Source organism: Streptomyces sp. (assembly GCF_019510245.1).
GTDB lineage: Bacteria > Actinomycetota > Actinomycetes > Streptomycetales > Streptomycetaceae > Streptomyces.
The window spans coordinates 15,460-37,930 of sequence record NZ_JAEKKT010000212.1; the positions used below are offsets into that span (position 1 = coordinate 15,460).

Here is a 22,471-nt window from a genome sequence, read left to right on the forward strand (position 1 = left end):
ACGCTGGCCCCATGGAGACGGGGAGCGCCACCGGCGCCGAGACCACGGGGACCGAGCCGGTGTGGACGGGACTGCCGCCCGGCCTGCTGCGGATGCGCCGGCTGCTGCTGGTGGTGTGGCTGGGGCTGCTCGCCCTGGCCCTGGGACTGCTGCCGGGCCTGCTCGCGGGCCCGGCGTGGGCGGCCTGCGCGCTGCTGCCACTGGCCGCGCTGGCCTGGGGCTGGGTGCTACTGGGCCGCAACTGGCGCTCCTGGCGTTACGCCGAGCGCGCCGACGACCTGCTGATCACCCGCGGGGTGCTGTGGCGCGAGGAGACCGTGGTGCCGTACGGGCGGATGCAGCTGGTGGAGGTGACCTCGGGGCCCGTCGAGCGGCACTTCGGGCTCGCCACCGTGCAGCTGCACACCGCCGCCGCGGCCACCGACGCGACGATCCCCGGGCTCGACCCGGCCGAGGCGGAACGGCTGCGCGACCGGCTCACCGAGCTCGGCGAGGCCCGATCGGCGGGGCTGTGACCGCGCCGGGCGTCGAGAGCGCCATACCCGCGGGCCGGACCGTCGGCGAGCGGCGCCTGCACCCGGTGACGCCGTTCCGGCGGGCGTGGGCGCCGGTCGCGGTGCTCACCGGCTGGGCGGTCCACGACCCGAACCAGGCGCAGGAGCAGCTGACCAAGCTGACCACGACCATGGTCCTGGGCGGGCTCGCCGCCCTGGTCACCGCGGGCGCCCTGTACGGCTTCCTGACCTGGTGGTTCACCTACTTCTCGGTGACCGACAGCGAACTGCGCATACGCACCGGCCTGTTGTTCCGGCGGACCGCGCACATCCGGCTGGAGCGGATCCAGGCCGTCGACATCACCCAGCCGCTCCTCGCGCGCGTGGCGGGCGTCGCCAAGCTGCGGATAGACGTCGTCGGCACCGACAAGAAGGACGAACTCGCCTTCCTCGGCCAGGGCGAGGCGCGTGCGCTGCGCGCGGAACTGCTCGCGCGCGCCGCCGGGTTCGCACCGGAGACGGCGCACGAGGTCGGCGAGGCTCCGGCGCACGAGCTGATGCGGGTGCCCCCGGCCAAGCTCGCCCTCTCCATCGTGCTGACGGGTGCCACCTGGGGTTCCCTGGCCGCCGCCCTCGTGGCGCCGCCGTTCCTCTGGCTGACCACCCACAGCGTGTGGACGGTGCTCGCGACCGCCGTGCCGCTGCTCGGCGCGGCGGCCACGACCAGCGTGGGGCGGTTCGTCGGGGAGTACGACTGGACGGTCGGGGAGTCCCCGGACGGGCTGCGCATCGACCACGGGCTCCTCGACCGCACCCACGAGACCGTGCCGCCGGGGCGGGTCCAGACCGTGCGGATCGTGGAGCCGCTGATGTGGCGGCCGCTGCGGTGGGTGCGGGTCGAGCTGGACGTGGCGGGGTCGGCGAACTCGGTGCTGGTCCCGGTCGCACCGCGCGCGGTCGCCGAGTCGGTCGTCGCGCGCGTGCTGCCCGGTGTGACCGTGCCCGGTGAGCCGCTGCGGCCGCCGGGGCGGGCGCGGTGGTGCGTGCCGCTGTGGTGGCGCGGGTACGGGCTCGCGGTGACCGACACGGTGTTCGCGGCGCGCCACGGGCTGCTGCGCCGGCACCTCGCGCTCGTCCCGCACGCCAAGGTCCAGAGCGTACGGCTCACCCAGGGGCCCTGGCGGCGGCTGTGGCGGCTCGCGGACGTCCATGTGGACACGGGGGCCGGCAAGACCGTGACGGCGCGGCTGCGGGGCGCCGAGGAGGCCGCGGCGCTGCTGCGGGAGCAGGCCGAGCGGTCACGGACGGGGCGCCGGACGGCGCGACCGGACCGTTGGATGGCCTGACGGCCGTTTCGGCCGGTGGGTGCTCGGGTGCGGGTGAGCGGGGCTGGTCGCGCAGTTCCTACCCCAGCCTTCGGCCGGGTGGACCCCCAGCGCCCCTCACGGGGCGCTCACCGCAGTGCCCTGCTTTTAGGGGCGCGGGGAACTGCGCGACCGGCCACGGCGGCGCCGCACCCGACCACCGGCCGTCCCCCGGCTGGGCACCGCCGCGTGTTCAGGACGCGGCGCTGCGCAGGCCGCCGAGGTTGATCTGCTCCGTCTCGTCGTGCGCGGTCAGGTCGATGACCTGGCCGACGCCGCGCGCCTGCGCGTCGGCGGGCTTGAAGTCGGCCTCGGACTCGGCCTTGTGGAGCGCGAGCGCCTCCTGGCCGACGACGTCCGCGAGGTCCTCGTTGTGCATGGCCTCCAGGCCGCCCGCCGGCGAGCCCTTCTGGGTGCCGAAGAAGTCGAAGCCGCCGGTGACCAGCGGCCGCGGAATGGGCGCGGCCGGCAGGACCGCCACCGCGGTGGGCACCGTGAAGTGGCCCGAGGGCTGCACGGAGCGGGCGGACGGTGCCGTCGTGGGGTGGGCGTCCTGCTCCGCCGGCGCCGGGGCGGTGTCCGCCGTCTCCGGTCCGGCCGTGGTGACGGCGGCCGCGCGCGCGTGCCCGTCGGCCGCCTCGGGCTGCCCCTGCGCCTCGTCCTCCGGCGCGGACTCGCCCGTCGGGGTGGCCGCGGACTCGCCGGCCGTCACCACCGTGCCCTCGGTCTCGGTGCCCGCCTCGGTCTCGCCCTTCGGGGCGTCCTTCTCGTCGAACCGGGCCAATGCCACCTTGGCCCGCAGGAACAGCTTGGAACCCTCCGGCGAGAAGACCGCGGGAACCGTCTCCTCGACCGTCAGCTCCTCGGCCTTCTCCTCGACGGCCGCCAGGGACTCCTCGGCGTCTTCCGCACTGCGGGCGGCCGGCAGCGCGTTCGACGGCGCGGTGGCCTCGATCTCCAGCAGGCGGCGGCCCTCCAGGGCGCTCGCGCGCTCGGTCTCGGCCGTGGCGTACCGGCGCAGCAGGGACGCGTGCTCGTTGCGCAGCCCCGCCAGCTCCGACCGCTTCGCGCGCAGCCGTTGCTCCAGCTTGGCGCGCAGCTCCCGCGACTCCTCCAGGTCGGTCTCCAGCTCGGCGATCCGCTCCTCGTGGCGCCACTCGTCGCTCGCACGCGCGCGCGACAGGTCGGCCACCTGCTTGCCCGCCTCGCTGTCCCAGCGCCGCATGACGGCGGCGCCGACGGCCGCGGTGGCCGCGGCCACCGCGGCCAGGGTGCGCAGCACCGTCGGTTCGGAGAACAACCAGGGGCCAAGGGCGCAGACGAGGGAGACACCGGCGATCGCCGAGGGAGGCAACAGCCTGTGCAAGGGCGGGGAATGACGGTGACGTCCACGTGGCATGGCCAGAAACTTACCGCGCGTAGGCGAATCGTGGTGCCCCGGGCCGTAAAAACACAGCGACAACGAAGTCTTCGCACGGCATCGGCGGGGCCGGGGCTCAGCGGCCGCTCAATCGGCCGCTGATCCACTGGAGCGTCGCGGGGATCTCGCGGCGCCAGGTGTTGAAGTTGTGGCCGCCGCTGTCGAGGATGATCGACGAGATCCGGGTCAGCTTGGTGGCCTCCACGCTCTTGATGAACTTCAGCGTGGCCTTGTAGTTGGTCTCTCCGACTTTGCTGCTGGTGACCAGCAGGGAGGTGTCCGGGGCGGGCTCGTGCTTCAGGAACCACCAGAGGTCGGCGCGGTTCTCGAGCTTCCGGTCGCCCTGGAAGAGGTCGCCGGTCGTGGCGTCGAGGGGCGCCTTGTACGACGGGGAGAGCCCGGCGCCGGCCCCGTACACGCCGGGATGGTGCACGGCGAGCTTGAGTGCGCAGTACCCGCCCGTCGAGTCGCCGACGATGCCCCAGCCGCCCGGCTTCACGGCGGCCCGGTAGTGCGCGCGCACGGCGGCGGGCAGGTCCCTGGCGAAGAAGGTCTCGGTCTGCGGGCCGTGCGGGACGTCCACGCACTCGGTGTCCCGGGGCGGCGCCACCGTGGGCCGCAGCATCACCAGGATCGTCGGCCGCATCTTCCCGTCCCGGACCAGGTGCTGCGCCGTGCGCGGGTAGTGCAGCTTTTCGACCAGCGCCCGCGCGGTGCCGGGATAGCCGCTGAGGACGACCACCACCGGGAACGTCCGCGTGCGGTACTGCGGCTGGAAGTACTCCGGCGGCAGGTACACGTACGCGGGCGTGGCGATGTGGGTGGTCCGGCCGACTATGCCGACCTGCTGGATCTGCCCGGCCGTCGTCGGCAGCGACCCGCCCATGCCGTGCACCTCCGACGTGGACACCACCTGGACCGGTCCGGACGCGTGGTCGACGACGACGCCCTGGTCGGTTTCCGTGCCGAACAGGTCGGCCCAGCTCGCGTAGAAACCGAAGGCCTGGTTGACCGCTATCCCGACGCACGCGAAGAGCGCCAACTGCGTGGCCAGCAGAAGACCGACGCGGCCGCTGACGGCCCGCCAGCTCCGGCGGCCCAGCCGGGGCCACAGCCACACCGTGCCTACGAACAGCAGTGCGGCGAACAAGATCGCCAATGCCAGCAATTTATTGCTCGTGAGACCCATGAGGTGCTTCCTGCCTGCGCTTCCCCCCGTGACCACCGCCGCTTTCAGCGAGGCTTGCCCCGGGCTTTCCCTGGCCTTTGAACCGGCTTTCCGGTGGGGAGTGAACCTCTCCCCCCGAGACACCGTCCTAGAGGGCGCAATGTCGCCGGATGCCCGAATCGGGCCCGGGTTCAAGGTCTCTCGCAGAACTACGGGATGCGATGTCTGTCAGGATAGATGGGGAATTGTCGGGCGAGGTTCCGAGCCGATCAAGCCGGGCGCGGCGCATAGTCCGCGGCCCGCGCCCTGAGGCCGTCCCCGCCCTGGTCGGCAGGGCGTGCGCGGTCGTGGGCGTCCTGGACATCGCCGCGGGTGTGTTCCCGCGCTTCCGTCACAGCCGTATGCACGCCATGGCCGAGGTGCTGCCGGGCTCGCTCGGCCCGTTCGCCGCGGCGCTCTCGCTCAGCGTCGGCGTGCTGTTGCTGCTGCTCGCGCACGGGCTCAAGCGGCGCAAGCGGCGGGCCTGGCGGGCCGCGGTCGTGCTGCTGCCGGCCGGCGCGGTCTCGCAGTTCGTGTACCGGCACTCGGTCATCGGCGCGCTGATCTCACTGGCCCTGTTCGTGCCGCTCGTGCTCCACCGCGACGAGTTCAAGGCGCTCCCCGACCCGCGCAGCCGGTGGCGCGCGCTCGCCAACTTCGTCCTCATGAGCGCCGGTTCGCTCGCGCTCGGCCTGGTCATCGTCAGCGCCCACCCCAACCGCACGATCGGCGACCCCAGCCTGGCCGACCGCATCACCCACGTCCTGTACGGCCTGTTCGGCTTCGAGGGCCCCGTCGACTACGAGGGCTCCACCTCCTGGACGGTCGCCTTCTCCCTCGGCGCCCTCGGCCTGATCACCGTGGTCACCACCATCTACCTCGCCTTCCGCCCCGAACACCCGGCGGCCCACCTGACCGAGGAGGACGAGACCCAGCTGCGCGCCCTGCTCGAGAAGCACGGCGCCCGCGACTCCCTCGGCCACTTCGCGCTCCGCCGCGACAAGGCGGTCGTCTTCTCGCCCAGCGGCAAGGCGGCGGTCACCTACCGCGTCGTCTCCGGCGTGATGCTCGCCAGCGGCGACCCGATCGGCGACGTCGAGGCCTGGCCCGGCGCCATCGAACGCTTCATGGACGAGGCCAAGGCCCACTCGTGGACCCCCGCCGTCATGGGCTGCTCGGAGACGGGCGGCGAGGTGTGGACCCGCGAGACCGGCCTGGACGCGCTCGAACTGGGCGACGAGGCGGTGGTGGACGTGGCGGATTTCTCGCTCGCCGGACGCGCGATGCGCAACGTGCGCCAGATGGTCAAGCGCATCGAGCGGGCCGGCTACGAAACCCGGGTGCGGCGCATCCGTGACCTCGGCGAGGCCGAACTCGACCGCATCCGCCGGGCGGCCGAGGACTGGCGCGGCACCGACACCGAGCGCGGCTTCTCGATGGCGCTCGGCCGCATCGGTGACCCCGCCGACGGCGACTGCCTGATCGCCACCGCCCACAGAATCGAAGGGGCGGCGCGATGGGGGTCCCCCCAGGCTTTCGGCTCTGGGGGAGCCTCGGGTAGGGCGGCGGTGGGAGACGGGGGGGCGGACGAGACACCCGGCCAGTACGGCGACCTCAAGGCGATCCTGCACTTCGTGCCCTGGGGCGCCGACGGCGTCTCCCTCGACCTGATGCGCCGCGACCGCTCCGCCGACCCCGGGATGAACGAACTGCTCATCGTGGCCGCCCTCCAGGCGGCCCCGAAGCTCGGCATCACCAGGATCTCGCTCAACTTCGCGATGTTCCGCTCGGCGCTCGCCCGCGGCGAGAAGATCGGCGCGGGACCGGTGCTGCGCGCCTGGCGCGGACTGCTGGTGTTCCTCTCCCGCTGGTTCCAGATCGAGTCGCTCTACAAGTTCAACGCCAAGTTCCAGCCCCGCTGGGAGCCGCGGTTCGTGGTCTACCGGGCCTCCGGCGACCTCCCGCGCATCGGGCTCGCCGCCATGCAGGCCGAGGGCTTCGTCAGCCTCGCCCTGCCGCTGCCCCGCTTCCTGCGCCGCCAGGCCCTCGCCCCCCGCCCGTGCGCCCACGGCATCGCCGAACAGGGCGTACGAGCGGCCTGACCCCATGACCGGCCCGAGCGGACGCCCCTCCCCCTCCGGCCCGGGGGCGCCGCTCGGGCCACGGGAGCTGGCCACGGGGCCCTGGGCCTACGCTGAACGTATGAGCAACCACAGCGGACGTGGCCAGGTGACAGGGCTTCCGGCATGGGACCGGTGCGCGGTCATGGGGGTCGTGAACGTCACCCCCGACTCCTTCTCCGACGGCGGCCGCTGGTTCGACACGACGGCCGCCGTCAAGCACGGCCTCGACCTCGGCGCCCAGGGCGCCGACCTGGTCGACGTCGGCGGCGAGTCCACCCGCCCGGGGGCCACCCGCGTCGACGAGGACGAGGAACTGCGCCGGGTCGTCCCCGTCGTCCGCGGCCTCGCCTCCGAAGGCGTCGTCGTCTCCGTCGACACCATGCGCGCCTCCGTCGCCCGGCAGGCCCTCGCCGCCGGCGCCGCACTCGTCAACGACGTCAGCGGCGGCCTCGCCGACCCCGACATGATCCCCGTCGTCGCCGACTCCGGCGCCCCCTTCGTCGTCATGCACTGGCGCGGCTTCCTGGAGGGCGGCAACGTCCAGGGCGTGTACGCCGACGTCGTCGGCGAGGTCCTCGACGAACTGCACGCGCGCGTGGACGCCGTCCTGGCCGGCGGCATCTCCCCCGACCGGATCGTCGTCGACCCCGGCCTCGGCTTCTCCAAGAACTCCGAGCACGACCTGACCCTGCTCGCCCACCTCGACCGGCTGCACGCCCTGGGCCACCCGCTGCTCGTCGCCGCCTCCCGCAAGCGGTTCCTCGGCCGGGTCCTGGCCGGACCCGAAGGAGCGCCCCCGCCGGCCCGGGAGCGCGACGCCGCGACGGCCGCCGTCTCCGCACTCGCCGCGCAGGCCGGCGCATGGGCGGTGCGCGTGCACGAGGTACGCGCCACGGCGGACGCGGTACGGGTCGCGCGCGCGATAGAGGGAGCGCGCACCGGAACGGACGCGCCGGGCGAAGGAGCCCGGTGAGCGCCCCCCACACCGACGTCGAGCAGGTCGAGGCCGCCAACACCGCCTTCTACGAGGCACTGGAGAACGGCGACTTCGAGACCGTCTCCTCCCTCTGGCTCACCCCCGCCGACCTGGGCGTCGACGAGGAGTACCACGACCCCGCCGACAGCGGCGTGATCTCCTGCGTGCACCCGGGCTGGCCGGTGCTGACCGGCCGCGGCGAGGTCCTGCGGTCGTACGCGCTGATCATGGCGAACACCGACTACATCCAGTTCTTCCTCACCGACGTGCACGTCTCCGTCACCGGCGACACCGCCCTGGTCACCTGCACGGAGAACATCCTCAGCGGCGGACCGGCCCCCGAGGGCAGCCAGGAACTCGGCCCGCTGGTCGGCCAGCTGGTCGTCGCCACGAACGTGTTCCGGCGCACCCGGGACGGCTGGAAGCTCTGGTCCCACCACGCCTCCCCGGTGCTCTCCGAGACCGACGAGGACGAGGAGGACGACACGCCCTCCTGACCCCGGGACACCCCTGGCGGCCCAAGAAGTGGCTGGAATCACGAACTCGCGAGTAGGTACGGCCACCGGCCCGTGAGCCGCCGGGTTCTCCGGGGGAAACAGCCGGTGAACCCTGCCGCACCCCGGCGGACCACACGCCCCGTACCCGGGCTGTGTCGGTGCCCGCAGGTAGATTCGTGTGAGGCCGGTCCTTCGTCCGCACGCGATGCCGCCCGGCCGCCACCCCGACGATTGCAGGAGTGATTCGCGTGGATCGTGTCGCGCTGCGCGGCCTGAGGGCCCGCGGGCACCACGGTGTCTTCCCCAAGGAGCGCGAGGAGGGCCAGACCTTCATCGTGGACCTCGCCCTTGGCCTGGACACCCGTCCGGCGGCGGCCGACGACGACCTGACGAAGACCGTGCACTACGGCATCGTGGCCGAGGAGGTCGTCGCCGTGGTCGAGGGGGAGCCGGTGAACCTGATCGAGACGCTCGCCGAGCGGATCGCCCAGGTCTGCCTCAAGCACGAGGGGGTAAGAGAGGTCGAGGTCCAGGTCCACAAGCCGGACGCGCCCATCACCGTCCCCTTCGACGACGTCACCGTCACCATCACCCGGAGCCGAGTATGACCGCATCCTCCCTGCGGGGGCCGAGCGACCCGACCGTACAGCCGGTGCCCGCCTCCGTCGTCGAACAGGTCGACGCCGCCGACACCACCCTGTCCAACCCCAAACGGGCCGTGGTCGCCCTCGGCTCCAACCTCGGCAACCGCCTGGAGACCCTGCAAGGCGCCGTCGACGCGCTGGAGGACACCCCGGGCGTCCGCATCAAGGCCGTGTCGCCGGTGTACGAGACGGAGCCGTGGGGCGTCGAGCCCGGCAGCCAGCCGACGTACTACAACGCGATCGTGGTGCTGAAGACCACCCTCCCGCCGTCCTCCCTGCTGGAGCGGGCCCACGCGGTCGAGGAGGCGTTCAACCGGGTGCGGGACGAGCACTGGGGACCGCGCACCCTCGACGTCGACATCGTCGCCTACGCCGACGTCGTCTCCGACGACCCGCAGCTCACCCTCCCCCACCCGCGCGCCCACGAGCGCGCCTTCGTGCTCGCGCCCTGGTACGACATCGACCCGGAGGCCCTGCTGCCCGGCCGCGGCACGGTCGCGGACCTCCTGGCGGCCGTCACCCGGCACGGTGTGGAAGCGCGGGGAGACCTGGAACTCCGACTGCCCGAGTAGTCGTTAAGGTCGAGACGACCACATCGCTGCGGGGGAGCTGAAGGAAAACAGTGAAAGAGCTGCGGATCAGGGTGCTGGCCGGCGTCTTCGTCGTGGCCGGAGTGCTGTCCTGGGCGGCCGCCCGCCTCTGGAACGCGGTGGGGACACTGCCCAGCGTGCCGGTGGCCGCCCCGATCGTCCTCGCCCTGATCGCCGTGGTCCTGCTCTCCACCGCGCTCTCGCTGCGCGCCCGCCTCAAGGCGCAGCGCGAGCGCCGCCCCGGCGCCAAGGGGGTGGATCCCCTGATGGCGGCCCGCGCGGTGGTCTTCGGCCAGGCGAGCGCCCTCGTCGCCGCCCTCGTCGCCGGCATGTACGGCGGCACCGGCGTCTTCCTCCTGGAGCTCCTCGACCTGCCCACCCGCCGCGACCAGGCCCTCTACGCGGCCTTCTCGGTCGTCGCCGGCATCGGCGTGATAGCGGCGGCCATCTTCCTGGAACGGGTGTGCAAGCTCCCGGAGGACGACGACAACGACCACAGCGGGGCCGAGCCGGTCGCCTGAGCCCCGCCCGCCGAGGCGGTCAGCGCGCCAGTATCAGGCTCATCGCCTCGGCGCGGGTCGTTGCGTCCCTGAGTTGGCCGCGGACCGCCGACGTCGTCGTCTTGGCACCCGGCTTGCGGATCCCGCGCACCGACATGCACATGTGCTCGGCCTCGACCACGACGATCACCCCCCGGGCCTCGAGGATCCGCATGAGCGAGTCCGCGACCTGGGTGGTGAGTCGTTCCTGCACCTGCAGACGGCGGGCGAACACCTCGACCAGACGCGCCAGCTTCGACAGACCCGTGATCTTGCCGGTCTCCGCCGGGATGTAGCCGACATGAGCCACCCCGTGGAACGGCAGCATGTGATGCTCGCAGAGACTGACGATCTCGATGTCCTTGACCAGCACCATCTCGTCATGTCCGAGGTCGAAGGTCGTCGTCAGGACCTCCTCGGGCGACTGGTGATTGCCCGCCAGAAGCTCGCGATACGCCCGTGCCACCCGCGCCGGAGTCTCCCGCAGGCCCTCGCGGTCCGGGTCCTCGCCGACCGCGATGAGGAGTTCGCGTACGGCGTTCTCGGCGCGCTTCTCGTCGAACTCGCCGATGGTGCCTTCGCCGTCCAGGGTCACGGGGTCGGTCATCTGGGGTGCCTCGTTCCTCGGGGTGGGCGCATGTGGATCACACACCTCATGTACAGGCATTACGGAAATGCCGCGCCCCCCAGGCTAGATCCTGGGGGGCGCGGCATCCATTCCGAGCCGGACGAGGCCGGTGTGAGTCAGCTCTCGGGGCGGTCCTCGGGAGCCTTCTCGACCGCGGAGGCGGATTCGGCCGCCGTGGCCTTGGCGGTGCTGATTGCCGCGGTGGCGCCGTTGGTCCCGTTGGTCAGTGCGAGCTCCTTCGGGGAGAGCACCGGCGGGCGGGTGGACGGCGTACGGCGGGAGGAACCGGTCCAGGCGGGCCGGGCCGGGCGCTTGACGATGGCGGAGAAGATCTCGGCGATCTCCTCCTTGCCCAGCGTCTCCTTCTCCAGGAGCTGGAGCACCAGGTTGTCGAGGACGTCGCGGTTCTCGACCAGGATCTCCCAGGCTTCGTTGTGCGCGTTCTCGATGAGCTTCTTGACTTCCTCGTCCACCAGGGCGGCGACCTCTTCCGAGTAGTCGCGCTGGTGGGACATCTCACGGCCGAGGAAGGGCTCGGTGTTGTCGCCGCCGAACTTGATCGCGCCGAGACGCTCGGTCATGCCGTACTGCGTGACCATCGCGCGGGCGGTGGCCGTGGCCTTCTCGATGTCGTTGGCGGCGCCGGTGGTCGGGTCGTGGAAGACCAGTTCCTCGGCCGCGCGGCCGCCCAGCATGTAGGCGAGCTGGTCGAGCATCTCGTTGCGCGTGGTCGAGTACTTGTCCTCGTCCGGCAGGACCATCGTGTAGCCGAGGGCACGGCCGCGGGACAGGATCGTGATCTTGTGGACCGGGTCGGAGTTCGGGGAGGCCGCCGCGACCAGGGCGTGGCCGCCCTCGTGGTACGCGGTGATCTTCTTCTCCTTGTCCGACATGATCCGGGTCCGCTTCTGCGGGCCCGCGACCACGCGGTCGATCGCCTCGTCGAGCATCTGGTTGTCGATGAGCTTGCGGTCGCTGCGGGCCGTGAGCAGGGCCGCCTCGTTCAGCACGTTCGACAGGTCGGCGCCGGTGAAGCCCGGGGTACGGCGGGCGACCGCCGCGAGGTCGACGTCGGGCGCGACCGGCTTGCCCTTCTGGTGGACCTTGAGGATCTCCAGACGGCCCTGCAGGTCCGGCGGGTCGACCGCGATCTGGCGGTCGAAGCGGCCGGGGCGCAGCAGCGCCGGGTCGAGGATGTCGGGCCGGTTGGTCGCGGCGATGAGGATCACGCCGCCCTTGACGTCGAAGCCGTCCATCTCGACGAGCAGCTGGTTCAGCGTCTGCTCGCGCTCGTCGTGACCGCCGCCGAGGCCGGCGCCGCGGTGGCGGCCGACCGCGTCGATCTCGTCGACGAAGACGATCGCCGGGGCGTTCGCCTTGGCCTGCTCGAAGAGGTCACGCACTCGGGAGGCACCGACACCGACGAACATCTCGACGAAGTCGGAACCGGAGATCGAGTAGAAGGGGACGCCCGCCTCGCCGGCGACGGCGCGCGCGAGCAGCGTCTTGCCGGTGCCGGGACGGCCGTAGAGGAGCACGCCCTTGGGAATCTTGGCGCCGACGGCCTGGAACTTGGCCGGCTCCTGCAGGAACTCCTTGATCTCGTGGAGTTCCTCGACGGCCTCGTCACAGCCCGCCACGTCCGAGAAGGTCGTCTTCGGGGTGTCCTTGGTGATGAGCTTCGCCTTGGACTTGCCGAAGTTCATGACCCGGGAGCCGCCGCCCTGCATCTGGTTCATCAGGAACAGGAAGACGACCACGATGAGGACGAAGGGCAGCAGCGAGAGCAGGACGCTGACGAAGGCGTTCTGCTTGGTCGGCGCGACGGTGTAGCCGTCGGGGATCTGCTTGTCCTGGTACTTGGTCTGCAGCGTGTTGGCGAGGGCCACGCCCTGGTCGCCGATGTAGCTCGCCTGGATCTTCGAGCTGCCGTCGACCTTCTCGCCGTTCTTGAGCGTGACCTTGATGGTCTGCTCGTCACCGGTGGTCAGCTTGGCCGATTCCACCTTGTTGTCATTGATCGCCGCCACGACCTGGCCGGTGTCCACCGTCTTGTAGCCGCCGGACGAGCCGACGACCTGCATCAACACGACCACGGCAAGGACGGCCAGCACGATCCACATGACCGGCCCACGGAAGTATCGCTTCACGTCCATCCATACGGAGCGGTGTCGCCCCGTCCCTCCTGCCATAGTGAGTTTCTCTGCATGCTCCAACGGCGCGAAACCCGCTGGGGTTCCCGATCGTCTTACGTAAGTGGACCCTGCGGCGTATCAGCCGGGGTCAGCCGCCGTAGACGTGAGGCGCGAGCGTACCGACGAACGGGAGATTGCGGTACTTCTCCGCGTAGTCGAGGCCGTAGCCGACGACGAACTCGTTGGGGATGTCGAATCCGACCCACTCGACGTCGATGGCGACCTTGGCCGCGTCCGGCTTGCGCAGCAGGGTGCAGATCTTCAGGGTCTCGGGCTCGCGGGAGCCGAGGTTGTTGATCAGCCAGGACAGGGTCAGGCCCGAGTCGATGATGTCCTCGACGATCAGGACGTGCCGGCCCTTGATGTCGGTGTCGAGGTCCTTGAGGATCCGCACCACACCGGAGGACTGGGTGCCCGCGCCGTACGAGGACACGGCCATCCAGTCCATGGTGACGGGGGTGGACAGCGCCCGGGCGAGGTCTGCCATGACCATCACGGCGCCCTTGAGGACGCCGACGATGAGCAGGTCCTTGCCCGCGTACTCCGCGTCGATCTTCGCGGCCAGCTCGGCCAGCTTCGCGTCGATCTCTTCTTTGGTGATGAGCACCTGCTGGAGGTCGGCACCCATGTCTTTCGCGTCCACCCGCATCACTTTCGGTCGGTCGTCCCACCGGCCTACCCGGTCCTTCGGAGGAGCGCCGAGGAGCTCTTCGCGAGGTCGGGATTCAGCCTTGCCGAATCACCAGTCTGCCACCCTGGCGCTGGGCGACGACTTTGCCGGGGAGATTGATGGCCCCCTGGCCTCGCCAGCCGGTGATGAGGCGGTCGACTTCCTCGATGTGCCGGGCGAACAGGGAACCGGCCGGTGCGCCCGCCTCGATGGCCGCGCGGCGCAGGATCCGGCGGCGTACCGCGGGAGGCAGGGCGTAGAGCTTGGCGCACTCCAGCAGGCCCGCGGCGTCCCGTACGGAGGCCTCCGCCTGGCTGGCCCAGGTGTCGAGGGCGTCGGCGTCGTCCCGGGAGAGCTGGGCGGTGCGGGCGAGCGCCTCGACGACGCCCTTGCCGAGGGCTTTCTCCAGCGCGGGCAGGCCCTCGTGGCGAAGCCGGGAGCGGGTGTACGCCGGGTCCGCGTTGTGAGGATCGTCCCAGACGGGGAGGGCCTGGACCATGCAGGCCTTGCGGGCGGTCTGCCGGTCCAGTTGGAGGAACGGACGGCGGTAACGGCCGCCGGCCCCCGAGACCGCGGCCATTCCGGACAGGGAGCGGATGCCGGAGCCGCGGGCGAGGCCGAGCAGGACGGTTTCGGCCTGGTCGTCCCTGGTGTGGCCGAGCAGGATCGCGGTGCCGCCGTGCCGCTCCAGCGCGGCGTCCAGGGCGGCGTAGCGGGCGTCGCGGGCGGCGGCTTCCGGTCCGCCGTCGCGGCCGACGGTCACGGTGATGGCCTCGACCGGGTCGAGGCCCAGTTCGCGCAGCCGCAGGACGACCTCCTCGGCGCGCAGGTCGGAGCCGGGCTGCAGGCCGTGGTCGACGGTGATGCCGCCCGCGCGGATGCCGAGCTTGGGGGCCTCGAAGGCGAGGGCGGAGGCGAGCGCCATGGAGTCGGCGCCGCCGGAGCACGCGACGAGGACGAGCGGGGAGGGGGGCCGCTCGTTCGGTGTCTGCTCCGGGATCTCCGGGGCCTCGGGGAAGCCGCCGACGGGGCGCGCGAGGCGCACGCCGATGCGCCCACCGGTGCGCTCACCGGCGGTGCGGGCGTGGCGGCTGTCGTCGGTGAGGATGTCGTGGAGGACGCGGCGGACCGCCAGGCGTATCGCCGCGACCGCAGGATGGGGACCCATGTCCGGTTCCCTTCATGAAGTTTTCGGGGGGTGAACCCGAGACCGGTCACTCAGAGTGTGTCGATGGTGACAGAAACGGGCCGTTCCCCGAGCATCGCACGCCTACCCATCGCTCACGGTCCCTCGGACGGGTGATTGGAGGGGCGTTCGCCTGCCGTCGGCCGGTTTCCGTTCACCCCACATCCGTCGGTTCACGACTCGGCCCTGCGGTGCACCCGCGCGACCCAGTCCGCCGGTTTGGCGATCTCCGCCTTGGTCGGCAGGGTGTTCGGGGAGGTCCACACCCGGTTGAAGCCGTCCATGCCGACCTGCTCGACGACGGCCCGCACGAACCGTTCGCCGTCCCGGTACTGACGGAGTTTGGCATCCAGGCCGAGCAGCTTGCGCAGGGTCATGTCGAGCCGGGAGGCGCCCTTGGCGCGCCGCTGCTGGAACTTCTCGCGGATCTCGGCGACGGTCGGCACGACCGCGGGCCCGACGCCGTCCATGACGAAGTCGGCGTGGCCCTCCAGGAGGGACATGACGGCGGTGAGCCGGCCGAGGATCTCGCGCTGGGCCGGGGTCTGCACGAGTTCGACGAACGACCGTCCGCCGTCGTCCTCCTCGGCCTCCGGGCGGCTACCGGCGAGGGACTGGGCGGCGTCCCGGATGCGTTCGAGCACGGTCATCGGGTCGACGTCGGTCTCCGACAGGAACGACTGGATCTCGCCCTCCAGATGGGCGCGCAGCCAGGGGACCGCCGTGAACTGGGTGCGGTGGGTCTCCTCGTGCAGGCACACCCACAGGCGGAAGTCGTGGGGCTGAACGTCGAGTTCGCGCTCCACGTGGACGATGTTCGGGGCGACGAGCAGCAGTCGGCCGCCGCCGTTCTCGTCCGCCGGGAGGTCGCGGGAGGAGGGGGCGAAGGTCTCGTACTGGCCGAGGACCCGGGACGACAGGAACGACAGCAGCATGCCGAGTTCCACGCCGGTGACCTTGCCGCCGACCGCGCCGAGGACCGCCCCGCCGGGGGTGCCGGAGCGCCGCTCCTGCATCTTCTCGAGGAGCGGCTTGAGGAGTTCACGGAAACCGGCGACGTTCGCCTTCACCCAGCCGGGCCTGTCCACCACCAGAACGGGGGTGTCGTGGATGTCGTCGGTCCCCATACGAGTGAAGCCCCGGACGTGTTCCTCCGAGGCCTTCGCGTGCCGCCGCAGTTCCGCGACGATGGCCCGGGCCTCGTCGCGGCTCACCTCCGGCCCCGGCCGCACGAGCCGGGTCGCGGTCGCCACCGCGAGATTCCAGTCGACCATCCCAGAAGAAGCAGCGCCACCGATGCTCGTCATGCGTCAACCGTACGTTAGCGCTACCGCTTGGGGCAGGCCGTGCGGGTTGGTGAGGTTGGCGTGACTTGTGTGGTGGGGTCGGGTTGGGGGCTTGCGTCGGCAGGGGGCGGGTCGGTTTCCAGGCGCCCGGCGCCGTGGGCACGGCGGTTGAGGAGCGGCCGCGCCACGGCGGCGCGGCGGGCAGAAGGCGGCGGGCGGAAGGCGGCAGGCAGCTCGCAGCAGGCAGTCGGCGGACGGGCGGCAGGCGGACGTGATTACAGGCCCGCCAAGGCCGTCGCCGTTCTGTCCAGGGCCGCCTGGGCCGCCGGTGGGTTGGTCGTGTTGGAGGTGAGGAAGGCGAAGGCCAGGAGGCGGCCGTCCTTGTCGACGACCGTGCCGGCGAGGGTGTTGACGCCGGTGAGGGTGCCTGTCTTGGCGCGTACGACGCCTGCCGCGCCGTCCGTGTAGCGGCCGGTGAGGGTGCCGGTGAAACCGGCGACGGGGAGGCCGGTGAGGACCGCGCGCAGGCCCGGCCGGTCGACGTCGGCGGCCTTGACGAGGAGGGCGGTGAGGAGGTTCGCCGTCAGCCGGTCGTCGCGGTTCAGGCCGCTGCCGTCGTGGAAGGAGGCTCCGGCCATCGGCAGGCCCAGCCCGGTCAGCTCGGCGTCGATCGCGGCCGCTCCCCCGTCGAAACTGGCCGCCTTGCCGCTCGCGAGCGCCGTCTGGCGGGCCAGGGCCTCGGCGATGTCGTTGTCGCTGTTGGTCAGCATGCGTTCGACGATCGAGGAGAGCGGCGGCGAGGAGACGGTGGCGAGGGTCTCGGCGCGGCTGCTCGCCTTGGAGGTGCCGGGCGACGAGGTCTTGATGCCGGCGTCCGCCAGGAAGCCCGCGAACTTACGTGCCGCGTCGGCCGCCGGGTCGCCCACCCGGAGCACGGGTCCCTCGGTGGAGTCGTTGGTGCGGCCCTCGTCGGCCGTCAGGGGGCTCACGCGCGCGAGGTTCTCGTTGACGCCGATGGAGTGCAGGTCGGGGCCGGAGTAGAGCGTGGTGTCGTAGGAGAGCGTGATCTCCCTGATGCCCCGCGCGGTCAGCGACTTCGCCGTCTCGGCGGCGAGGGTGCGCAGGCTGGCCCAGCCGGCCGCGTCCTTGCGGGCGGTCAGGGTGGGGTCGCCGCCGCCGATCAGGACGGCCTCCCTGGTGCCGGGTTCGAGGGCCACGCGCGTGGTGATGCGGTGGTCGGGGCCGAGAGCGGAGAGGGCGGCGACGGCGGTGGCGATCTTGGTGGTGGAGGCGGGGGTCATGGCGGTGTCGGCGCCGGAGCCGTACAGGCGGCTGCCGGTGGCCACGTCGACGACCACGGCGGTACGGGTGCTGCCGAGCGCCGGAGCCTTCAGGAGCGGCCCCAGGAGGTTCGTGACGGCCCTTCCGGAGATGCCGACGGACTTTCCGGCGGGCGCCGACTTCACCGTGTTCGTGGCGCCGTCCAGCCCCGTCAGGACCGGCCCGGCACTGGGTGCGGGGCCGGTCGGGCCGTCGGCTGTGACGGAGTCCGCAGCGGAGGCGTGATCTACGCCACCCGTCCGTTCCAGAGCGGCGGCCCGGTCCCGCTCGGCCGTACGCTGACCGTCGGCGTCCCAGGGGCCCGCCGCGGTCACCGCACCGGCGGCCAGCGCGAGCCCGGCCGTGGCGGCGCCCGCGGTGTACTGCCAGGTCCTGAGCGTCCGGGACCGAGGTCGAGGGGGGCGGACCAGGGTGGCCAGCCGGGGTCCCGTCACGCGCACGACGCGTGCGAGCCGCGGTCCCGCTGCCCGCCGCAACCGTGCGACCTGCGGTTTCGTGCCGTTCACCAGGCGTGCCAGCCGCGGTCGTACGGCTCCCGCGATCTTCCGCACACGCGGTTTCGCGGACTGCCAAGGCCTCAGCTCTGGCACGACCACCAGCCCCTTTCGCGATCACACACCAGCGTGGGGGACACTTAACCATCAGAACTATGTGTTGATCATGGAGGAGCCACCGGTGGAGTTCGACGTCACGATCGAGATCCCGAAGGGTTCGCGGAACAAGTACGAGGTGGACCACGAGACCGGTCGGATCCGCCTCGACCGTCGTCTCTTCACCTCGACCGCCTACCCGACCGACTACGGCTTCGTCGAGAACACCCTCGGCGAGGACGGCGACCCGCTGGACGCGCTGGTCATCCTGGACGAGCCGACCTTCCCGGGCTGCCTGATCAAGTGCCGCGCCATCGGCATGTTCCGGATGACGGACGAGGCCGGCGGCGACGACAAGCTGCTGTGCGTCCCGGCGACCGACCCGCGCGTGGAGCACCTGCGCGACATCCACCACGTGTCGGAGTTCGACCGCCTGGAGATCCAGCACTTCTTCGAGGTCTACAAGGACCTGGAGCCCGGCAAGTCCGTCGAGGGCGCCAACTGGGTCGGCCGCACCGACGCCGAGGCGGAGATCGAGCGGTCGTACAAGCGCTTCAAGGAGACCGGCGGTCACTGAGACCGCTCCGGTGGACCGGTACCGGGGAACGGGCCGCACGCACGCGTGGGGCCCGTTTTTCGTGCCCGCCGCGTTCCCCCACGGCTGGTTTTCGTGTCAGCTGTGTGGTCACGCGCATACTGAGGCTGTTGTGAAGGTGTAGGTCAGGGAGCGTTACGACGGTGACGGAGACGGAGGACCGCAAGCCCAGGTCGGACGAGGCGCGGTACGACCCGGAACTCACGTCCGAGTTCGCCCTCCCCCGGGGCATCGAGGTCCCCGAGGGCGGCGGTGAACCGGAGACGACGTCCGAGTTCGCGGTGCCGCGGGGACTCGCCGCACCGCAGTCGGCGGGTGCCGAGCCGGAGGGGTCGGCGTTCAGCCCGCCGAGCACCTACAGCGCCCATGACGCCCCGCCCGTTTTCACACCGGCCTCCGGGTTCCCCGCGGTCAGCCTCGTCAAGGACGCGCCCTGGCAGGACCGGATGCGGACGATGCTGCGCATGCCGGTGGCCGAGCGGCCGGCCGTGGAGCCGGTGCAGAAGGCCGAGGAAGGCGCTCCCGCCGTCCCGCGCGTGCTCGACCTGACCCTGCGCATCGGGGAGTTGCTGCTGGCGGGCGGTGAGGGCGCGGAGGACGTGGAGGCCGCGATGTTCGCGGTCTGCCGGTCGTACGGGCTGGACCGGTGCGAGCCGGGTGTCACCTTCACGCTGCTGGCGATCTCGTACCAGCCCTCGCTCGTCGACGACCCCGTGACCGCCTCCCGGACGGTGCGGCGGCGCGGGACCGACTACACGCGCCTGTCCGCCGTCTTCCGGCTCGTGGACGACCTCACCGACCCCGAGACCCATGTCTCCCTGGAGGAGGCCTACCGGCGGCTCGCGGAGATCCGCCGCAACCGCCACCCGTACCCCGGCTGGGCGCTGACCGCCGCGAGCGGGCTGCTCGCCGGGGCCGCCTCCGTGCTGGTCGGCGGTGACCTGCTGGTGTTCGTTGCGGCCGCGATCGGGGCGATGCTCGGTGACCGGCTGGCGTGGCTGTGCGCGGGACGCGGGCTGCCGGAGTTCTACCAGTTCATGATCGCCGCGATGCCGCCGGCCGCGATCGGGGTCGCCTTCGCGCTCGCCCACGTCGACGTGGCGGCGTCCGCGGTCGTCACCGGTGGCCTGTTCGCACTGCTGCCCGGGCGGGCCCTGGTGGCGGGCGTCCAGGACGGGCTCACCGGCTTCTACATCACCGCCTCCGCGCGCCTGCTGGAGGTCATGTACTTCTTCGTCGGCATCGTCATCGGGGTGCTGACGGTCCTGTACTTCGGCGTCAAGCTGGGCGGCCGGCTCAACCCCGACGCGGCGCTGATCGGCTCCGCGCGGCCGCTGCTGCAGATCGCCGCGTCGATGGTGCTGTCGCTGACCTTCGCCGTCCTGCTCCAGCAGGAACGGTCCACCGTGCTGGCGGTGACCCTCAACGGCGGTGTGGCGTGGTGCGTCTACGGTGCGATGCACTACGCCGGGAGGATCTCGCCGGTCGCCTCCACGGCGGTGGCGGCCGGGCTGGTGGGGCTGTTCGGGCAGTTGCTGTCGCGGTACCGGTTCGCCTCCGCGCTGCCGTACACGACGGCGGCGATCGGGCCGCTGCTGCCGGGGTCGGCGACCTACTTCGGGCTGCTGTCGATGGCGCAGAACGAGGTCGACAAGGGGCTGGTGTCGCTGGCCAAGGCGGCGTCGCTGGCCATGGCCATCGCCATCGGGGTCAATCTGGGGTCGGAGATCTCCCGGCTGACTTTGCGGGTGGGGTCGGCCGGGAAGCGGAGGGCCGCGAAGCGGACCAGGGGGTTCTGAGCGCCATCCGTGGGGGCCGATGAGGCGCGTCGGCGGGTGCGGGTGCGTCGTGGCTTGTCGCGCAGTACCTCCCCAGCCTTGGGGCGGCGGTGCCCCCCAGCGCCCCTCAGGGGCGGTACTGCTGCTCCTCGTTGTACGGGTACTGCTGCTGGTCGTAGCCGCCCTGGTCGTAGTACGGCTGCTGCTGGCCGTAGCCGTACTGCTGCTGAGGCTGGGGCTGCTGGCCGTACTGCTGCTGAGGCTGGGGCTGCTGGCCGTACTGCTGCGGGGTGTATGTCGGCTCGATCCTGCGGAGCCGGGTCGTCGCGTCGTCCATCACCGGGGGTGCCGGGTACTGCGGGACGGGCGCCGGCTCCGGCTGCTGTGCTGCCGCCTTCTTGTCCTTCGCGCGGGCCCGCAGGAACTCGATGATGATCGGGACGACCGAGATCAGGACGATCAGGATCAGGATCGCCTCGACGTTGTTCTTGACGACGTCGATCTTGCCGAGCCAGGAGCCGAGCAGGGTGACGCCGGCGCCCCACAGGACGCCGCCGATGACGTTGAACGTGAGGAACGAGCGGTAGGCCATGCCGCTGACGCCGGCGATGATCGGCGTGAACGTGCGGATCACCGGCACGAAGCGGGCCAGGATCAGGGACTTCGGGCCGTGCTTCTCGAAGAACTCGTGCGCCTTCGCCACGTTCTCCTGCTTGAAGAGGCGGGAGTCCCGGCGGTTGAAGAGGGTCGGGCCGACCTTCTTGCCGAACATGTAGCCCGCCTGGTCGCCGAGGACCGCGGCGAGGCAGATCAGGGCGATGGCGCCCCACAGCGGGAAGTCCAGCTGGTTCGAGGTGATCAGCAGACCGCAGGTGAACAGGAGGGAGTCGCCCGGAAGGAAGAACCCGATCAGGAGGCCGGACTCGGCGAAGACCACCAGGAGCAGGCCCCAGATGCCGAACGAGTCGAGAAGTTGGTTCGGATCCAGCCAGCTCGGGCCGAGGGCGAGCGTCATCACGGTTCCGGGCTCCTGAAGGGGGAAGGCACGTCGGGTTCCTTGTGCGGGCGCACAAAGCTATCAACGTAATGTGTCCGCCCCAGGTTCCACCGGTGGAACCTGGATGGACTGTGCCCGGCCTGGGGAATGGCTGTGGACATGGGTATCGAAGAGTACGGCGGCGGTCAGGGACCGCAGGCCGATGTGCTGGTCGTCACCACGAACGACGTTCCCGGGTACCGGGTGCGGGAGGTCGTCGGCGAGGTCTTCGGGCTGACCGTGCGCTCCCGGCACCTGGGCAGTCAGATCGGCGCGGGTCTGAAGTCGATGATCGGCGGCGAGCTGAAGGGGCTGACGAAAACGCTCGTCCAGACCCGCAACCAGGCCATGGAAAGGCTGATCGAGCAGGCACGCGCGCGTGGGGCCAACGCGGTGCTGGCGTTCCGGTTCGACGTGACCGAGGCGGCGGACGTGGGGACCGAGGTCTGCGCGTACGGCACCGCCGTCGTCGTCGACAGGGAGTAGGCCCGAGCTGGCTCACGCCGGGTGCCGGGCCGCGTTCGCCTCGATCGCCTCCTTGAGGTGCTCGGCCAGGCCCGGCGCCATCGCGTCGTAGAAGGCCTTGAAGCGTTCGTCCGAGACGTACATCGCGGCGAGGCAGCGGTGCATCTCGTGCGGGCAGTCGTAGAACCAGGCCGAGATGTGCGCCCGGTGCTCCTCCGCCATGTCCATGGCCCGTTCGCCGGCCGGCGGCTCGGCGGCGGTCACCAGGGCGGCGTACCGCGCGCTCCAGTCGTCGACCTCGGCCTTCATACGCTGCCAGTCGGCCTTGGTGTAGCGGGCCGCGCGGCGCTGGGACTCGGCGTAGGCCTCGGTGCCGCCCCAGCGCTGCTCGGCCTCCTCGGCGTACTGCTCGGGGTCCTTGTCGCCGAAGACCTCGAAGCGTTCCTCGGGGGTGAGGTTGATGCCCATCCTGCGTGCCTCCATGGCGTGCTCCACGGCCGCGGCCATCTGCTGCAGTTTCTCGATCCGGGCGGTCAGCAGTTCGTGCCGGCGGCGCAGGTGCGCGCGCGGGTCCGCGTCCGGGTCGTCGAGCAGGGCCGCGACCTCGTCGAGCGGGAAGCCGAGCTCCCGGTAGAACAGGATCTTCTGCAGCCGGTCGAGGTCGGCGTCGCCGTAGCGCCGGTGTCCCGCGGTGCTGCGCTCGCCCGGCACCAGCAGGCCGATCTCGTCGTAGTGGTGCAGGGTGCGCACGGTGACGCCGGCGAACCCGGCGGCCTGTCCTACGGAGTAGTTCACTTCCGCTCCTTTCCGTGCTCCACCCTGGGGCCTCACGTCGCGTGAGGTGCAA

Annotated in this window: 21 protein-coding genes; 11 read left to right on the top strand and 10 right to left on the bottom strand. The window is 71.5% G+C overall.

All coding sequences use genetic code 11. The features are described 5' to 3' along the window. Nucleotides 1–11: 11 nt before the first annotated feature. Both JF597_RS42740 and JF597_RS42745 read left to right on the top strand, forming a co-directional pair. A complete protein-coding gene (locus JF597_RS42740; protein ID WP_294009442.1) occupies nucleotides 12–515 on the top strand; it encodes a PH domain-containing protein in 504 nt (167 codons plus the stop codon). Further along, nucleotides 512–1,840: a PH domain-containing protein gene (locus JF597_RS42745; RefSeq protein ID WP_294009444.1), complete on the top strand. Its 1,329-nt coding sequence runs from the start codon at nucleotides 512–514 to the stop codon at nucleotides 1,838–1,840. The genes JF597_RS42740 and JF597_RS42745 overlap by 4 nt, the downstream gene beginning before the upstream one ends. A gap of 211 nt (nucleotides 1,841–2,051) precedes the next feature. On the opposite strand, the gene JF597_RS42750 is transcribed toward JF597_RS42745, so the two are convergent. Both JF597_RS42750 and JF597_RS42755 read right to left on the bottom strand, forming a co-directional pair. Beyond that, entirely contained in the window at nucleotides 2,052–3,224 is a 1,173-nt protein-coding gene (locus JF597_RS42750) for a hypothetical protein (RefSeq protein WP_294009446.1), read from the bottom strand. A gap of 130 nt (nucleotides 3,225–3,354) precedes the next feature. After that, nucleotides 3,355–4,467, bottom strand: a complete 1,113-nt coding sequence (locus JF597_RS42755; RefSeq protein ID WP_294009448.1) for an alpha/beta hydrolase-fold protein — start codon at nucleotides 4,465–4,467, stop codon at nucleotides 3,355–3,357. 224 nt (nucleotides 4,468–4,691) lie between these two features. Between JF597_RS42755 and JF597_RS42760 the strand changes: the two genes are divergently transcribed. The 6 genes from JF597_RS42760 (at nucleotide 4,692) to JF597_RS42785 (ending at nucleotide 9,836) form a co-directional block, all read left to right on the top strand. Beyond that, nucleotides 4,692–6,587 (top strand): phosphatidylglycerol lysyltransferase domain-containing protein, encoded by a 1,896-nt coding sequence (locus JF597_RS42760; protein WP_294009450.1) that lies wholly within the window; start codon nucleotides 4,692–4,694, stop codon nucleotides 6,585–6,587. Nucleotides 6,588–6,687: 100 nt separating this feature from the next. Next, a complete protein-coding gene (gene folP, locus JF597_RS42765) occupies nucleotides 6,688–7,581 on the top strand; it encodes a dihydropteroate synthase (RefSeq protein ID WP_294009452.1) in 894 nt (297 codons plus the stop codon). After that, nucleotides 7,578–8,081 (top strand): nuclear transport factor 2 family protein, encoded by a 504-nt coding sequence (locus JF597_RS42770; protein WP_089099919.1) that lies wholly within the window; start codon nucleotides 7,578–7,580, stop codon nucleotides 8,079–8,081. The genes folP and JF597_RS42770 overlap by 4 nt, the downstream gene beginning before the upstream one ends. Nucleotides 8,082–8,329: 248 nt before the next feature. Next, on the top strand, nucleotides 8,330–8,689 hold the full coding sequence (folB, locus tag JF597_RS42775; RefSeq protein WP_093500050.1) for a dihydroneopterin aldolase: 360 nt from the start codon (nucleotides 8,330–8,332) through the stop codon (nucleotides 8,687–8,689). Continuing rightward, complete coding sequence (folK, locus tag JF597_RS42780) at nucleotides 8,686–9,297, top strand: 2-amino-4-hydroxy-6-hydroxymethyldihydropteridine diphosphokinase (protein ID WP_294009456.1); 612 nt, start codon at nucleotides 8,686–8,688, stop codon at nucleotides 9,295–9,297. The genes folB and folK overlap by 4 nt, the downstream gene beginning before the upstream one ends. 50 nt (nucleotides 9,298–9,347) lie before the next feature. Next, entirely contained in the window at nucleotides 9,348–9,836 is a 489-nt protein-coding gene (locus JF597_RS42785; RefSeq protein ID WP_294009458.1) for a DUF3180 domain-containing protein, read from the top strand. Nucleotides 9,837–9,855: 19 nt separating this feature from the next. Here the strand turns inward: JF597_RS42785 and folE are convergent, their stop codons facing one another. The 6 genes from folE to dacB all read right to left on the bottom strand — a co-directional run bounded on the left by folE (nucleotide 9,856) and on the right by dacB (nucleotide 17,756). Then, a complete protein-coding gene (gene folE, locus JF597_RS42790) occupies nucleotides 9,856–10,461 on the bottom strand; it encodes a GTP cyclohydrolase I FolE (RefSeq protein WP_294009460.1) in 606 nt (201 codons plus the stop codon). A gap of 137 nt (nucleotides 10,462–10,598) precedes the next feature. Continuing rightward, nucleotides 10,599–12,638: an ATP-dependent zinc metalloprotease FtsH gene (gene ftsH, locus JF597_RS42795; protein ID WP_294009462.1), complete on the bottom strand. Its 2,040-nt coding sequence runs from the start codon at nucleotides 12,636–12,638 to the stop codon at nucleotides 10,599–10,601. Between the two features lie 127 nt (nucleotides 12,639–12,765). After that, a complete protein-coding gene (gene hpt, locus JF597_RS42800) occupies nucleotides 12,766–13,326 on the bottom strand; it encodes a hypoxanthine phosphoribosyltransferase (RefSeq protein WP_093500061.1) in 561 nt (186 codons plus the stop codon). 76 nt (nucleotides 13,327–13,402) lie between these two features. Next, nucleotides 13,403–14,515, bottom strand: a complete 1,113-nt coding sequence (gene tilS, locus JF597_RS42805; protein WP_294009464.1) for a tRNA lysidine(34) synthetase TilS — start codon at nucleotides 14,513–14,515, stop codon at nucleotides 13,403–13,405. Between the two features lie 191 nt (nucleotides 14,516–14,706). Next, nucleotides 14,707–15,840, bottom strand: coding sequence for a zinc-dependent metalloprotease (locus JF597_RS42810; RefSeq protein WP_294009466.1), 1,134 nt, complete (start codon nucleotides 15,838–15,840; stop codon nucleotides 14,707–14,709). A 254-nt stretch (nucleotides 15,841–16,094) separates the two neighbouring features. Then, nucleotides 16,095–17,756, bottom strand: a complete 1,662-nt coding sequence (gene dacB / locus JF597_RS42815; RefSeq protein WP_294009468.1) for a D-alanyl-D-alanine carboxypeptidase/D-alanyl-D-alanine-endopeptidase — start codon at nucleotides 17,754–17,756, stop codon at nucleotides 16,095–16,097. Nucleotides 17,757–17,835: 79 nt separating this feature from the next. Here dacB and JF597_RS42820 point away from each other — a divergent pair, with 79 nt between their 5' ends. Continuing rightward, nucleotides 17,836–18,327, top strand: coding sequence for an inorganic diphosphatase (locus tag JF597_RS42820; RefSeq protein ID WP_018547987.1), 492 nt, complete (start codon nucleotides 17,836–17,838; stop codon nucleotides 18,325–18,327). Nucleotides 18,328–18,488: 161 nt separating this feature from the next. Then, a complete protein-coding gene (locus JF597_RS42825; protein ID WP_294009472.1) occupies nucleotides 18,489–20,144 on the top strand; it encodes a threonine/serine exporter family protein in 1,656 nt (551 codons plus the stop codon). 106 nt (nucleotides 20,145–20,250) lie between these two features. Here JF597_RS42825 and JF597_RS42830 read toward each other — a convergent pair whose 3' ends face one another. Further along, nucleotides 20,251–21,141: a VTT domain-containing protein gene (locus JF597_RS42830; RefSeq protein WP_294009474.1), complete on the bottom strand. Its 891-nt coding sequence runs from the start codon at nucleotides 21,139–21,141 to the stop codon at nucleotides 20,251–20,253. Nucleotides 21,142–21,279: 138 nt separating this feature from the next. Between JF597_RS42830 and JF597_RS42835 the strand changes: the two genes are divergently transcribed. Next, nucleotides 21,280–21,645 carry a YbjQ family protein gene (locus JF597_RS42835; protein WP_294009476.1) on the top strand — a complete coding sequence of 122 codons (366 nt, stop codon included), beginning with the start codon at nucleotides 21,280–21,282 and terminating at the stop codon, nucleotides 21,643–21,645. A 12-nt stretch (nucleotides 21,646–21,657) separates the two neighbouring features. Here JF597_RS42835 and JF597_RS42840 read toward each other — a convergent pair whose 3' ends face one another. Beyond that, complete coding sequence (locus JF597_RS42840; RefSeq protein WP_294009478.1) at nucleotides 21,658–22,419, bottom strand: MerR family transcriptional regulator; 762 nt, start codon at nucleotides 22,417–22,419, stop codon at nucleotides 21,658–21,660. Nucleotides 22,420–22,471: the final 52 nt, after the last annotated feature.

Coding starts and splice junctions, on each gene's coding strand:
- JF597_RS42740 (WP_294009442.1), top strand. CDS start 12: ATGGAGACGGGGAGCGCCACCGGCGCCGAGACCACGGGGACCGAGCCG.
- JF597_RS42755 (WP_294009448.1), bottom strand. CDS start 4,467: ATGGGTCTCACGAGCAATAAATTGCTGGCATTGGCGATCTTGTTCGCC.
- folP (WP_294009452.1), top strand. CDS start 6,688: ATGAGCAACCACAGCGGACGTGGCCAGGTGACAGGGCTTCCGGCATGG.
- folK (WP_294009456.1), top strand. CDS start 8,686: ATGACCGCATCCTCCCTGCGGGGGCCGAGCGACCCGACCGTACAGCCG.
- folE (WP_294009460.1), bottom strand. CDS start 10,461: ATGACCGACCCCGTGACCCTGGACGGCGAAGGCACCATCGGCGAGTTC.
- ftsH (WP_294009462.1), bottom strand. CDS start 12,638: ATGGACGTGAAGCGATACTTCCGTGGGCCGGTCATGTGGATCGTGCTG.
- hpt (WP_093500061.1), bottom strand. CDS start 13,326: ATGCGGGTGGACGCGAAAGACATGGGTGCCGACCTCCAGCAGGTGCTC.
- tilS (WP_294009464.1), bottom strand. CDS start 14,515: ATGGGTCCCCATCCTGCGGTCGCGGCGATACGCCTGGCGGTCCGCCGC.
- JF597_RS42810 (WP_294009466.1), bottom strand. CDS start 15,840: ATGACGAGCATCGGTGGCGCTGCTTCTTCTGGGATGGTCGACTGGAAT.
- JF597_RS42835 (WP_294009476.1), top strand. CDS start 21,280: ATGGGTATCGAAGAGTACGGCGGCGGTCAGGGACCGCAGGCCGATGTG.